The organism is Pseudomonas sp. JV245A (assembly GCF_032424515.1).
Classification (GTDB): Bacteria; Pseudomonadota; Gammaproteobacteria; order Pseudomonadales; family Pseudomonadaceae; genus Aquipseudomonas; species Aquipseudomonas protegens.
This window is the reverse complement of sequence record NZ_VYKE01000001.1, coordinates 76,354-90,012: the sequence shown is the minus strand read 5'-3', so window position 1 is coordinate 90,012 and position 13,659 is coordinate 76,354. Positions and strand designations below refer to the sequence as shown.

Annotated in this window: 12 protein-coding genes; 6 read left to right on the top strand and 6 right to left on the bottom strand. The window is 62.3% G+C overall.

Annotation, left to right across the window (positions count from 1 at the left end):
• Positions 1-84 precede the first annotated feature (84 nt).
• From F6S12_RS00430 to F6S12_RS00420, 3 genes are all read left to right on the top strand, one after another.
• Positions 85-750, top strand: a complete 666-nt coding sequence (locus F6S12_RS00430) for a histidine phosphatase family protein (protein WP_053159789.1) — start codon at positions 85-87, stop codon at positions 748-750.
• A gap of 243 nt (positions 751-993) precedes the next feature.
• On the top strand, positions 994-2,745 hold the full coding sequence (gene arnT / locus F6S12_RS00425; RefSeq protein WP_194237613.1) for a lipid IV(A) 4-amino-4-deoxy-L-arabinosyltransferase: 1,752 nt from the start codon (positions 994-996) through the stop codon (positions 2,743-2,745).
• A gap of 113 nt (positions 2,746-2,858) precedes the next feature.
• On the top strand, positions 2,859-4,394 hold the full coding sequence (locus F6S12_RS00420; RefSeq protein ID WP_315868652.1) for an ArnT family glycosyltransferase: 1,536 nt from the start codon (positions 2,859-2,861) through the stop codon (positions 4,392-4,394).
• A 44-nt stretch (positions 4,395-4,438) separates the two neighbouring features.
• On the opposite strand, the gene ttcA is transcribed toward F6S12_RS00420, so the two are convergent.
• Complete coding sequence (gene ttcA / locus F6S12_RS00415; protein WP_019094595.1) at positions 4,439-5,263, bottom strand: tRNA 2-thiocytidine(32) synthetase TtcA; 825 nt, start codon at positions 5,261-5,263, stop codon at positions 4,439-4,441.
• 291 nt (positions 5,264-5,554) lie between these two features.
• On the opposite strand from ttcA, the gene F6S12_RS00410 reads away from it, so the two are divergent.
• Positions 5,555-6,157 carry a Yip1 family protein gene (locus F6S12_RS00410; protein WP_315868651.1) on the top strand — a complete coding sequence of 201 codons (603 nt, stop codon included), beginning with the start codon at positions 5,555-5,557 and terminating at the stop codon, positions 6,155-6,157.
• 151 nt (positions 6,158-6,308) lie between these two features.
• The gene (locus F6S12_RS00405; RefSeq protein WP_011062728.1) at positions 6,309-6,803 is read left to right on the top strand and encodes a SprT family zinc-dependent metalloprotease; all 495 of its coding nucleotides are present in this window, start codon (positions 6,309-6,311) and stop codon (positions 6,801-6,803) included.
• Positions 6,804-6,836: 33 nt separating this feature from the next.
• On the opposite strand, the gene F6S12_RS00400 is transcribed toward F6S12_RS00405, so the two are convergent.
• Positions 6,837-8,018, bottom strand: a complete 1,182-nt coding sequence (locus F6S12_RS00400; RefSeq protein WP_019094596.1) for a CaiB/BaiF CoA transferase family protein — start codon at positions 8,016-8,018, stop codon at positions 6,837-6,839.
• Between the two features lie 147 nt (positions 8,019-8,165).
• Positions 8,166-9,497 carry a dicarboxylate/amino acid:cation symporter gene (locus F6S12_RS00395; RefSeq protein ID WP_011062730.1) on the bottom strand — a complete coding sequence of 444 codons (1,332 nt, stop codon included), beginning with the start codon at positions 9,495-9,497 and terminating at the stop codon, positions 8,166-8,168.
• 333 nt (positions 9,498-9,830) lie between these two features.
• On the opposite strand from F6S12_RS00395, the gene F6S12_RS00390 reads away from it, so the two are divergent.
• Positions 9,831-10,829 carry an AraC family transcriptional regulator gene (locus F6S12_RS00390; RefSeq protein ID WP_161466140.1) on the top strand — a complete coding sequence of 333 codons (999 nt, stop codon included), beginning with the start codon at positions 9,831-9,833 and terminating at the stop codon, positions 10,827-10,829.
• Between the two features lie 5 nt (positions 10,830-10,834).
• Here the strand turns inward: F6S12_RS00390 and F6S12_RS00385 are convergent, their stop codons facing one another.
• The 3 genes from F6S12_RS00385 to F6S12_RS00375 form a co-directional block, all read right to left on the bottom strand.
• Positions 10,835-12,181: an ATP-binding protein gene (locus tag F6S12_RS00385; RefSeq protein ID WP_011062732.1), complete on the bottom strand. Its 1,347-nt coding sequence runs from the start codon at positions 12,179-12,181 to the stop codon at positions 10,835-10,837.
• Positions 12,178-12,855 (bottom strand): response regulator, encoded by a 678-nt coding sequence (locus tag F6S12_RS00380; protein WP_011062733.1) that lies wholly within the window; start codon positions 12,853-12,855, stop codon positions 12,178-12,180. Before F6S12_RS00380 ends, F6S12_RS00385 begins: the two co-directional genes overlap by 4 nt.
• 119 nt (positions 12,856-12,974) lie before the next feature.
• Complete coding sequence (locus F6S12_RS00375) at positions 12,975-13,577, bottom strand: outer membrane beta-barrel protein (RefSeq protein ID WP_015636661.1); 603 nt, start codon at positions 13,575-13,577, stop codon at positions 12,975-12,977.
• Positions 13,578-13,659 lie beyond the last annotated feature (82 nt).

Genomic DNA, 13,659 nt, shown 5'->3' with positions numbered 1-13,659 from the left:
AGTGACTGCATGTCGTTCGTCTTCAACGCACCAGTTCCAACCCGAATACCCAACACTCGGCAAAAACCTACTCAGGTACACCACGTGCTCAACACCGCTGAATCCGGCACTGGCAACAAGCCCCCCCGAACCTGGCGAATCGTCGGTGGCGTCTGTGCGGCAGCCCTGGCAATCCTGGTCAGCGGCTTTGTCCTGTGGCCCATCACGCCTCGCGACCTGGGGGTCGGCAACCAGATGCAGCAGGCCAACATCTACCGTCACTGGCAAGGGGGCGAAGTGATAGTCCTGGTCCGCCATGCCGAGCGTTGTGACCGCTCCGCCAACCCCTGCCTGGGGCCCGCCGATGGCATTACCCAGCTCGGAAGCCACAGCGCCAGCGACCTGGGACGAGCCTTTCGCACCCTGGGCATGGCCGCCACCGATGTCATCAGCAGCCCCGCAACCCGCACCCGGCAAACGACGGAATTCATGTTCAACGGTGCGGCGCAGACCCAGGACTGGCTGGCCACCTGTGACGAGCATTTCCAGCAGACGATCAAGGCGCACAAGTCACTCAAGCGCAATCTGATCCTGATAACCCACAGCGACTGCATCAGCAGCCTGGAACGCCAGCTGGGCTACCCGCACGCCCTGGCCAGCGAATACACCAGCTCGCTGTTTATCACCCTGGATCCGCAAGGCCACATGCAAGTACTGGGAACCCTGGATGCGGGCAGCTGGCAGCACGTACTTGATCAACCCCTTGAGTAACTTGTAACTATTTTTAACAACATGCCAACAGACTTTATTAGGGGAAGCGACACACTTGCCGGCTAATTAATTGACTTAACAAGTTTCTGTACTAATAAGAAACGGACAGCCGCATTTATAAAAAAATTCTCAAACAAATGAATGCTGCCCGCTGAAACTTCGCGAACTTGGAAAAGCCAGCAGGTCGACAAAATTGACGCTTTGTCAGCAACCCCCAGCAAATAACGAAATCGCTATCGGCCAATGACTTCGAGGATACAAATGCACCGCACTTCGCCGCCCCCCGCTTATGGAACAAGCGCCCCGCCGTCCGGCTTTACCCTCGGCGCAAGTACAACCAGCACTCTCCAGCGCTGGGCACTTCCTCTGTTGCTCGTGGCCTTCGGCCTGTTCTACCTGCTACCTCTGACCAGCCACGGCCTGTGGATTCCCGACGAGACCCGCTACGCCCAGATCAGCCAGGAAATGCTGCTCAGTGGCGACTGGGTGGCGCCACACTTCATGGGCATCCGCTACTTCGAGAAGCCCATCGCCGGCTATTGGTTGATCGCCATCGGCCAGGCGGTCTTTGGCGACAACCTGTTCGGCGTGCGCATTGCCTCGGCCCTGAGCACCGGCCTGAGCGTACTGCTGGCCTACCTGATCACCCGCCGCATGTGGAACGACCCGCGCAAGAGCTTCGCCGCCGCCCTGCTTTATATGAGCTTCGGCCTGATTGCCGGCCAAGCCGGATACTCCAACCTTGATCCGCAGTTCACCTTGTGGGTCAACCTGAGTCTGGTAGCCCTGTGGTTCGCCCTGGACGGCCGAACCACCCGCGAACGCCTGCTGGCATGGGCCGGGCTGGGCGTCGCCTGTGGCATGGGCTTCATGACCAAGGGTTTCCTGGCCTGGCTGTTGCCGGTACTCATCGCCCTGCCCTACATGATCTGGCAACGCCGTCTGGGCGAACTGCTGCGCTACGGGCTGGTGGCCGTGCTGGTAGCGATCGGCATCAGCCTGCCCTGGGTACTGAGCATCCACGCCCACGAGCCCGACTTCTGGCGCTTCTTCTTCTGGCACGAGCACATTCGCCGCTTCGCCGCCGACAACGCCCAACATACCCGCCCCTGGTGGTTCTACCTGCCGCTGCTGGTGGCCTCCAGCCTGCCCTGGGCAGCCCTGTTGCCGGGCACATTCATGCAAGCCTGGAAAGACAAGCGCCAGGCTCCGACCGGATTCCTGCTGCTGTGGTTCCTGCTGCCCCTGGCGTTCTTCAGCCTGAGCCGCGGCAAGCTGCCAACCTACATCATGCCGTGCCTGCTGCCGCTGGCCGTGCTCATGGGCAGCGCCCTGATCGACCGTATCAACGCCAGCCAGGGCCGGAGCATCCGCATCAACAGCCTGCTCAACCTGCTGATCGGCGTGGCGGCCATGGTGGCCCTGCTGTACATCCAGCTCACCCGGCCGGTCTACGGCCACAACGAGATGCTCAGCCTGTCCCTGGTGTTCATCATGCTGATGGGCTGGATCATCGCCAACCTGCTGCCGGCCGCCCGTCCGCTGCAGTACTGGGCGGCCCCGGCCCTGGGCATCTGGTTGCTGGTGGCCCTGCTGCCGGCGGGCATGCCGGGGTTCATCGTGCATAACCAGATGCCGGACCAGTTCATCAAGGAACATATCGAGGAGCTCAGGCAGACCAAGACGCTGCTGAGCAATGACCTGGGCGCCGCCTCGGCCCTGGCCTGGCGCCTGCAACGCCCGGAGGTGACGCTGTACAACACCGAGGGCGAATTGAAATATGGCCTGGCTTATGCTGATTCGGCGCAGCGCAAGGTAAGCATGGCCGAGGTCGGGCAGTGGGTCAGCGAGGCCCGCAAACAGGGTTCGGTGGGTGTGGTGATGCGGGTCAAGGACGTGGTGGAAAGCGAGGAAGTGGCGCTGCTGCCGCCCGGAGGCAAGCGCTATGAGGAAGGCAATATGCTGGTCCTGATCCTGCCACAAAGCCAACCCTGACCCTGGGTACCCTTGTAACGACAGCGCCGACCACGGTTGGCGCTGGCTTTTCTTCACGCTTCGATGCCCTGGATGGCTGCGACTTTTCCCACCGCCGCTCTGGAAATCCATCTATGAATCTGTTTCGCAGCGAACGCGGGGCCCTAGCCCTGCTGCTCGGCGTGTCTGCCTTGATCCTGCTGCTGGGCCTGGGCTCCCGTGAACTCTGGGGGCCGGAGACCCGCTGGGCCAACATCGCCTTGCAGATGTTGCAGAGTGGCGACTATTTCGACCCTTACCTCAAGGGCGCTCCCTACTACGACAAGCCCCTGCCCTCCTACTGGCTGATTACCGCCAGCGCCTGGCTGATGGGGGGCCTGGGGCACTGGTCGCTGCGCCTGTCCTCGGTGATCGCCGCATGGCTGAGCATCTGGCTGGTTTACCTGATCGGCGAGCGGCTGTTCCACAAAGGCACTGGGCTGATCGCCGGCTGGATGCTGGCCACCACCTTCTATTTCGCCTTCTGGGCGCGGGTGGCCACGGCCGACATCCTGACCGTCTGTGGCGTATTGGCTGCAGTGTGGTGGTACTGGCGCGGCCCGGAAGATACCCGCCTGGGCCGCTATACGGTGTTCTTCCTGATACTGGCGGCGACCTCGCTGCTCAAGGGGCTGATCGGCTTCGTCCTGCCGGGGCTGATCCTGTTGCCACACCTGCTGAGCCAGGGGCGCTGGAAACGCCACCTGAACCTGCGCCTGTTGCTGGCCTTGAGCATCGCCGCGCTGTTCTACATGGTGCCCTTCGTTCTCTCGCACCTGTACGGCGCTCCCAGCTACGGGGAAAGCGGCCTGAGCCTGGTGTTTCGCGAGAATGTGGTGCGTTTCTTCAACCCCTTCGACCATGTCGGGCCGATCTACACCTACCTGATCTACCTGCCGGCCTATACCTTGCCCTGGGCGCCCTGCTGGATCCTCGGCCTATGGCTGGCGGCCCGGCACTGGCGCCAGTTGCAACCCGATGAACGCTGGCTGGTGTGGGCCCTGGGGCTGCTGTTCCTGTTCTTCACCGCCAGTGGCAGCCGGCGCAGCTATTACGTTCTGCCCCTGGTGCCCTTCGCTCAGTTGCTCGGTGCCTGGTGGCTCAACCGTCGGCTGCAGCTACGCCAGGCCGCCGGCAAACCCGTTTCCCGTGGCTGGCCCCTCGGCTTCTCCTGTGCGGCCCTGGTCATGCTGCTGGTGCTGGGGGTTGCCTACCCCTGGAGCAACAGCGGCGGGGGGGTGATGCAGTTCAGCGCCGATACCCGGGCTGCCGCGAGCCGGATCGCTCCCTGGAATCAATGGCGGATGGTCATGGTGGAAATCGATAACAAACTGCCGATGTACCTGCAGAACCAGGGCGCACCCTTCTACTACGTGGCAGAAACTGCGGATTTCCCGCGTAACGGCAGCAGCGCGGACTTCATGGCCTGGCTGGACAAGACCAGTGGCCAGCACTGGGACCCGCAGCGCACCCTGATCTTCGTCCAGCAGAAGCACGATGAACCGCTGATGCTGGGGTATCTGGGCGAGGATCATCAACTGGTCCGCACCACCCCGACCAACGGTGAGCGCCTGGCCAAGAAACCGGCGCAAGGCAGCGTGGCCTTCATTCCCCGCATCCCGGGGAGCTGAATGACCGGGCTGCGCAAGCGCATCACGGATTCACCAGGATCGGATCAGAGGTTCACCACATTGACGAAACGCGGCGCGGCGCTGTCGTCGATGCGCAGGCTGGCGAAGTCGAACAGATTGCGGTCCGCCAGTTGCGAGGGGATCACGTTCTGCAGGCCGCGGAAGATGCTTTCGGTACGCCCTGGAGTCTTGCGCTCCCATTCCTGAAGCATCTCCTTGACCACCTGGCGTTGCAGGTTCTCCTGGGAACCGCAGAGGTTGCACGGGATGATCGGGAACTGCTTGAGGTCGGAATAGGCCTGGATGTCCTTCTCGCTGCAATAGGCCAGCGGGCGGATTACCACGTTGCGCCCGTCATCGGCCAGCAGCTTGGGCGGCATGGCCTTGAGCGAACCGTTGTAGAACATGTTGAGGAAGAAGGTCTCGACGATATCGTCGCGGTGGTGACCCAAGGCCATCTTGGTGGCGCCGATTTCGTCGGCGAAGGTGTACAGGGTGCCGCGACGCAGGCGCGAGCATAGCGAGCAGGTGGTCTTGCCTTCCGGGATCAGCTCCTTGACCACCGAATAGGTGTCCTTCTCGACAATGTGGTACTCGATCCCCAGCTCCTTGAGGTAGGCCGGCAGCACGTGCTCGGGAAAGCCTGGCTGTTTCTGGTCCATGTTCACCGCGACGATCTCGAACTTGATCGGCGCCACCTTCTGCAGGTGCAGCAGCACGTCGAGCATGGTGTAGCTGTCCTTGCCGCCGGACAGGCAGACCATGACCTTGTCGCCCTCTTCGATCATGTTGAAATCGGCGACCGCCTCGCCCGCCTGGCGGCGAAGACGTTTCTGCAGTTTGTTCTGGTTGACCGTAAGAGTGCCCATGGCTCTTGAAATCCGCGAGGTATGTGACGAAAAGCCGGACATTTTACGCAAAAACCCCAGCCCCGTGAAAGCGCCGCAGAGCAGCGGTGCCGGGGCTGCAATGACAGATGCAGCAGCGATTAGCCCGGGGGTTTACAGCGCAATTTGCTCTAAAGGTGCGCACATCTGCGGAAAACTCCTCCCTATACTGCGACATAAGGTCGCATGCACATATAGACCTATACTGACTGTGCCACTTGGCTGTAAGCGCTCCGTTGGGGGGCGATGGCAACAATAAAGGAGTGACTGACCATGATTCATCATGTCGTAGGACTCTTCACCCACCCCGATCAGGAATGGCGAGACATCCGTGGCGATGCCGAGGAAAGCATCAGCCACATGTACCTCACCCATACACTGATCCTCGCGGCAATCCCCGCCATTTCGGCTTTTATCGGCACCACCCTGGTCGGCTGGGTCATCGGCAATCGCGCGCCGGTGATGTTGACCATGGAAAGCGCCCTGTGGATGACCATCATGTCGTACCTGGCCATGCTCGGCGGCGTGGCGGTGATGGGCGCGTTCATCCACTGGATGGCCCGGACCTATGACGCCAGCCCGAGCCTGGCACGTTGCGTGGCCTTTGCCACCTACACCGCCACACCGCTGTTCGTCGGTGGCCTGGCGGCGCTGTACCCGCACATGTGGCTGGGCATGATCGTCGGCACTGCCGCCATCTGCTACACGGTCTACCTGCTGTATGTCGGGCTGCCGACCTTCATGAATATCCCGTCGGACGAGGGGTTCCTGTTTTCCAGCTCGGTGCTGGCAGTAGGCCTGGTGGTACTGGTCGCGATCATGGCCTTCACCGTGATTGTCTGGGGCCTGGGCGTCGGCCCCGTGTACACCAACTGACGCCGCACCAATAATAATCCTCTGTCTGCCAGCACAGGCCGCCGCAAGGCGGCCTTCTTATGGGCGCGGGATGGATGACCATTCGGCGCCTGGGCGATTCGGAATCCCCCCTGTTTGCGGCATACTCACTCCCTCTGGAGAGCCGTTAAGCATGCCCGAGCAACTCAATACCCGCGTCGAAGATTGTTTCCAACTCGCTGAATCCTTTTTCAAACGTCCTTTCAAACGCCCGGTGGTCAGCCTCAAGTTGCGTGGCCAGAAAGCCGGTGTCGCCCATTTGCACGAGAACCTGCTGCGCTTCAACCCGCAGCTGTACCGGGAAAACACCGAGGACTTCCTCAAGCAGACCGTGGCCCACGAAGTGGCACACCTGATCGCCCACCAACTGTTTGGCGAACGTATCCAGCCCCACGGTGAAGAGTGGCAACTGATCATGCGCGGGGTGTACGAACTGCCGCCCAATCGTTGTCATACCTACGACGTCAAGCGTCGCAGCGTGACCCGCTATATCTACCGCTGCCCCTGCGCCGAGAGCGATTTCCCGTTCTCCGCCCAACGCCACAAACTGGTGGCCCAGGGGCGTCGCTATCTGTGCCGGCGTTGTCGGCAAACCCTGGTCTACAGCGGGGAAACCAGGGTCGAGTGACAGTTTTAAGGCACTGCCTCGGCAAACCCGCAGCTACGCGATGACCCGCTCGCGCCGCAGTGCCTCGATGCGCTCGGCGCTGTAGCCCAGTTCCTCCAGCACCTGATCGGAATGCGCCCCCAACCTGGCGCCAATATGCCGCGGCTCTGGCAGCCCCTCGGAAAACTTCAACGGGCAGGCCATCTGCGCCTGCCGGCTGCCGTCTTCACGGGGCACCTGGCTGACCAGTTGCCTGGCCTGCAACTGCGGATGTTCCAGGGCCTCGCCCAGGCTCAGCACCGGCTCGACGCAGGCATCGAAACCAGCGAACAGCTGGCACAACTCGGCGAAATCGTGTTTCTCGAATTCGACCTGCAAGGCCTGCTTCAGTGCCTGTTGCTGTTCGGGCAAGGGAGACAGGCCCTGGGCCGCCAGTTCCGGGCGGCCCAGGGCCTGACACAACTGCTGCATGAACACCGGTTCCAGACTGCCCACCGACAGCCAGCGCCCGTCCCGGCTGCGGTAGTAGTCATAAAAGCTGCCACCATTGAGCACCTGCTGCTCCATTCCGGGCTCGACCCCACAGGCCAGGTAGCCGGCACCGGCCATGGCGTTCAGGCTGAACACGCAGTCGGTCATGCTCACGTCCAGGTACTGTCCCTGGCCGCTGTGCTGGCGCGCGATCACCGCTGCCAACAGGCCGATCACCCCATGCAGCGAGCCCCCGGCGATATCCGCGGCCTGGATGCCCAGGGGTAATGGTCCCTGATCGCGGCGGCCGGTCTGGCTGGCCAGCCCGGCCAGGGCCAGGTAGTTGATGTCATGCCCGGCGCGGTCCCGGTAGGGGCCGGTCTGGCCATAGCCGGTAATGGAGACGTAGATCAGCCGCGGGTTGATCGCCTTCAAGGCCTGGTAACCCAGCCCCAGGCGCTCCATCACGCCCGGGCGGAACTGTTCGAGAACAATGTCGTAGTCCTGCACCAGTTGCCGCACCACCTCCAGCGCTTCGGGACGCTTGAGGTCCAGGGCCAGGCTGCGCTTGTTGCGGTTGAGATAAGCGTGGCTGGCGGAAACCCCGGCATCGTGGGGCGGCAACACCCGCAACAGATCCATGCGGGTCGGCGACTCGATGCGCAGGACCTCGGCGCCCATGTCCGCCAGCAGCAACGAGGCGAAGGGCCCCGGCAGCAGGGTGGAGAAATCCAGTACCTTGAGTGACGCCAACGGCCCTTGCATAGCCCTCTCCTCTTGATCGGCAGCCCACAGAGTAGGCAGCCGCGACGCCCGCAACAATCACCGCAACAGTCAGCCCGGCTGACCGTTGCGCTCAATCGCCAGGCAATAAAAAACCCGCCGAAGCGGGTTCCTTATATAGCTCAAGGCTTACTTGATGCTCGGTGCCGGGCCTTCGGCCACACCCAGGTCATCGGTTTCACGGGTGTCGGTAATCGGCCGGCCACCGGAAGCCAGCTCGGATTGCAGCTTGTCTTCGTCCAGCTCCTTGACCCACTTGGCAACCACTACGGTAGCCACGGCGTTGCCCACCAGGTTGGTCAGGGCGCGAGCTTCGGACATGAAGCGGTCGATACCCAGGATCAGCGCCAGGCCGGCCACCGGCAGGTGACCCACGGCCGACAGGGTCGCGGCCAGGACGATGAAGCCACTGCCCGTCACACCGGCAGCGCCTTTGGAAGACAGCAGCAGCACCAGCAGCAGGGTGATCTGGTGAGTGATGTCCATGTGGGTATCAGTGGCCTGGGCAATGAACACCGCAGCCATGGTCAGGTAGATCGAAGTACCGTCGAGGTTGAACGAATAACCAGTAGGGATCACCAGGCCGACCACCGACTTCTTGGCGCCCAGGCGTTCCATCTTGATCAGCATGCGCGGCAGGGCCGATTCCGAGGAGGAAGTTCCCAGCACGATCAGCAGTTCTTCACGGATGTAGCGGATCAGCTTGATCACGCTGAAGCCGTGGGCGCGGCAGATTGCCCCCAGGACCACCAGCACGAACACCACGCAGGTGATGTAGAAGCAGATCATCAGTTGGCCCAGCTGCACCAGGGAACCCACACCGTAGGCACCAATGGTGAACGCCATGGCGCCCAGCGCACCCAGGGGCGCGAGCTTCATGATCATGTTGATGATGTTGAACATCACATGGGCGAAACGGTCGATGAAATCCAGCACCGGCTTGCCGTAGGCACCCAGGCGATGCAGGGCGAAACCGAACACCACGGAGAACATCAGCACCTGCAGGATATCGCCATTGGCGAAGGCGCCGACGATGGTGGCCGGGATGATGTTGAGGATGAAGCCGACGATGCTCTGGTCATTACCGGCAGTCACGTAGGCTGCAACTTTCGAGGCGTCCAGGGTCGAAGCGTCGATGTGCATGCCGGCCCCCGGCTGCACCACGTTGACCACGATCAGGCCGATCAGCAGGGCGATGGTGGAGACGATTTCGAAGTACAGCAGCGCATAGCCGCCGGTCTTGCCCACCGACTTCATGTTCTGCATGCCGGCGATACCACTCACCACGGTACAGAAAATGATCGGAGCGATGACCATCTTGATCAGTTTGATGAAGCCGTCACCCAGGGGCTTGAGAGCCACGCCGGTCTGAGGGTAGAAGTGGCCGAGCAGGATGCCGATGGCGATGGCAACGATCACCTGGAAATACAGGGATTTGTACAGTGGCTGACGAGTCGTCATTGCAAGTTTCCTCAAGAGCCCCGGCATGCACTTTCCGTCGATGCATGCGGTGCCTAAAGTGCGAACCCTCCTGCGCTGGAGGGATTTGTTGTGTCGAGCTGCGTGCTGGCAGATCTTCCGGCTCTATCGCAAAGCCCGTGCCACCTTGTGAAAAAGCCTTGCAGGCCTTTAGACATCAGGGGTGCGGGCTGATCCTTGCATCCGTTGCGCAGGCTGAAGCTGGCGGATTTCCGCCCACTCACCCTCTCTCGTCCTACAATTTGGCGGATATCCGCCTTGTTCCCTTCCTGGGGGCTGGCTAAGATCCGCCACTCAATGGACGGACCTGCCTGCATGCGCGAACGCACCATCGCCAGCCACTTTGCCCGTGCCGCCCTGGGCGGAGCACGCCGGCAAGGCTATGACTACGCGCCCCTGCTGCATCAGTTGGGCATCAGCCCCGAACTGCTGAACCAGCCCAAGGCCCGTATCGCCCCCGAGCAATTCACCCGTCTGTTGCAGCAACTGTGGCTGGAGCTGGATGACGAGTACCTCGGGTTCGGCCATGGCCCCAGCAAGCGCGGGACCTTCGCCATGATGTGCCACGCACTGATCCACTGCCGTACCTTGGAAAAAGCACTCAATCGCGGCTTATTATTTTATAGCCTGTTTCCGGAAGCCCCGCGTCTGAGTCTGACGCGTGAAGGAGAAATGGCCCGGCTGAGCCTGGATGATTCCGAGCTATGGGATCCCGAGCACTTTCTCAGCGAGAGCCTGCTGGTGATCTGGCATCGCCTCGGCAGTTGGTTGATCGGCCAGCGCATCCGCCTGGAGCAGGCCTGCTTCAGCTACCCCAAGCCCGATCACGGCGCGGAATACGACCTGCTTTTCCCTTGCCCGCTGCAATTCACCCAGGAGCGCAGCAGCCTGCTGTTCCACAGTCGCTACCTGGGCATGCCGCTGCTGCAGGACGAACGCACCCTCAAGCACTTTCTCGAACGCTCTCCCGCCGACCTGTTGTCGCGCCCGGATGAAGGCGACAGCCTCAGCAGCCAGCTGCGCCGCCTGCTCAGTCGCGACCGCGAGCACTGGCCCGACCTGGAAAGCGTCGCCCAGCACCTGCACGTCAGCCCGCAGACCCTGCGCCGGCATCTACGCGAAGAAGGTTCGAGCTTTCAGGAGCTGAAGGATGAGCTGCGCCGCGACATTGCCATCTACCACCTCGGCCGGGCCGACCTGTCATTGCAACAGATCGCCGAACAACTGGGCTTTTCCGAGCCCTCGGCCTTTCACCGGGCGTTCAAGAAATGGACCGGCCTGACCCCGGGCGCCTACCGCGCCCGGGAACAGTAGCCCCGCTACAGGGCCGGAAAGTGAATCCGGAAGGCCGCCCCCCCCAGGGCCGAATCCCCCAGGGTCAGTTGCGCGCCGTAGCTCTCGATGATGTCCTTGACCACCGCCAGGCCGATGCCCTGCCCCGGGTGCTGGCGATCCAGTCGCTCACCGCGCTGCAGAATCCGCGCCCGCTGATCGGGTGGCACGCCGGGGCCGTCGTCTTCCACACACAACTCGGAGCCTTCCAGGGTCTCGCGCACGCTGATGCGCACTGAGCTCAGGCACAGGCGATAAGCGTTCTCCAGCAGGTTGCCGAGCAACTCCAGCAACGCGCCGTGCTCGATCGGCAGGTAGCAGCGTTCCGGCAAGTCGAAGGACACCCGTACCTGCTTGTCGCGATAGACCTTGTCCAGGGTGTCGCAGAGGCTTTGCAGCACCGGCCGCAGCCGCACCTGGTGGCGCACCAGGCCGCTCTTGCGCAGGCTGGCGCGCTGCAACTGGTAACTGATCTGCTGGCTCATGCGCTCGATCTGCGCCTGCAGCACCCAGGCCTGCTCACGATCCTGGGGCCGTTGCGCCATGTCCTCGCTCACGCCCTGCAACACCGTCAACGGGGTTTTCAGGCTGTGGGCCAGGTCATCCAGGGAGTCACGATAGCGGCTGCGCTGCTCACGCTCGCTTTGCAGCAGGCGGTTCAACGAGCCCGTCAGGCGCAACAGCTCGCGCGGGTGCTCCTCACTAAGGCTCTGGCGGGTGCCGCTTTCGATCTGGTCCAGCTCCTGACTCAAGCGTCGCAAGGCTTGCAAACCCCAGGTCAGGCCGAGCCAGAGCAGTGCCAGGAGCACCAGCAAGGCCGCGCCGAACCCCAGGTAGAGGTTTTCCCGAACGCCTTCCAGGGTTTGCTGGTACTCACGCACCGGCTGCAGCGCGACGATACTGAAGGCCGCGCTCTTGCCCCCCAGCAGCTTGATCTCGACGTCGTAGACAAAGAACTCCTGGCCGTTGGCTTCGCGGATCCTGGCGAACTCATTGCCACGCCCGTCGTACCGCGGCCGGTAGTTGATGTTCTCTTCCTGGGTCGCCCGCGAGCGCCAGACCAGGTGCCCTTCGCGATCGTAGATGTAGCCCAGCAGGCGGCTGTCGGCGAGGTTGAAGCGCTCGTCGGGCAATTGCGCCGGCATCTGCAGGCGGTTGTTCTCGATCCGCGCCGCACTGATCAGGGTGGTGACATCGGAAGCCAGGCGCTGCTCGATAGAGTCCTGCAACGCCAGGCTGAACGCCCCCTGCATGGCTGGCAGCAGGGCCAGCATGAACAGCACCGCCAGGGTCGTGGCGGCCAGCATCAGGCGCAGGCGCAGCGATCGAATCATCGGCAACGCTCGTTGAACAGGTAGCCCAGGCCACGCACCGTATCGATCGGCTTGAAGCCCGACGGCCCCTCAAGCTTGCGCCGCAAGCGGCCCACCAGCACTTCGATGACATTCGGATCGCGCTCGTCGTCGTCCGGGTACAACTGCTCCATGAGCCGGTCCTTGGCCACCACTTGCTGATGATGACGCATCAGGTATTCGAGAATCCGGTACTCATAGGCCGTCAGGGCCAGGGGCTGCTCATCCAGGGAGGCCTGCTTGCGATTCAGGTCCAGCAGCAGCGGCCCGGCAATGATGGTGGACTGGGTGAAGCCACTGGAGCGCCGCAGCAGCGCATTCAGGCGCGCATCCAGCTCTTCGAACTGGAATGGCTTGACCACATAGTCGTCCGCACCGGCCGCCAGGCCCTCGACCTTGTCCTGCCAGTTGCCACGGGCCGTGAGGATGAGGATCGGGAACGTCTTGCCACGGTTGCGCAACTGGCGGATCAGGTCCAGCCCGCCCATGCCGGGCAGGCCCAGGTCGATCACCGCCAGATCGTGGTTGAACTGCTCGGTCTGATACAGCGCCTCCTCGGCGTTGGCCACGGACTCGACGACATGACCGCTGTCGGTGAGGCGGGTTTGCAAATGATGACGCAACAGCGCCTCATCTTCGACGACCAGCAACTTCATAACGCTCTCCCAGGCAAAATTCGACATCTCCAGGGGCGCCCCTGCGCCCTGATGATTAATGCGCCAACGCCGGACCGTGCCCAAGGCACGATCCGGCGCGGTCCAGGCCAGGCCGCTTATCAGAAAGCGTAGTTGGCCGACAGGTAGGTCTGGGCGCTGCTGGTAAGGCTCAGCGAACCCTGCTTGCTGCCACCGCGCTCGCTCATCTCGGTCCCGGCATTGCTGCGCAGGTAACGGTAGCCGAGCTCCACCGAGGTGTTCTGTGAAACCTGTTGCAGGACGCCGGCCTGTACGCCCACCGCGTAACCAATGTCGCTGTCACGGCTGAAGCCCGGAGACTCCTGAGTCAGCTTGGTCAGGCCAGCCGTGCCGCCGCCAAAGAGTTTGGTGCTGCTGGTCACCGGCAGGAACATATCGTAGCTGCCCAGCAGGTTCTGCTGGCGCAGTTTAATGCCGTTGTGGGAGCCAGACACATAATCGTAGGTAGCGTAGTAACGACCCTGGTCATTCTGTTGACCGGCGCGTATGCCCCAGGTGTTGTCCTTGCCGATCACGCCATCGGCGTTCGGGTGGCCCAGGTTGCTGTTGAGCTGGCTGGACTTGTTGATCTTGTCGCTGGTCTGGCCAAAGGACAACCCAACGAAGTTGCTGTCAGCGGCTTGGGCAGCGGCGCTGGCGCCGAAGACGGTAAAGGCCAGGAACAGTTTTTTCAATGAAGTCATAGGAAGTTTCCTTTGCGCTAATGGCTTTTTGGGTACGGGGCTAGAGTAAACAGCCCGCCCTGAACTCCCCCTGAACACACCC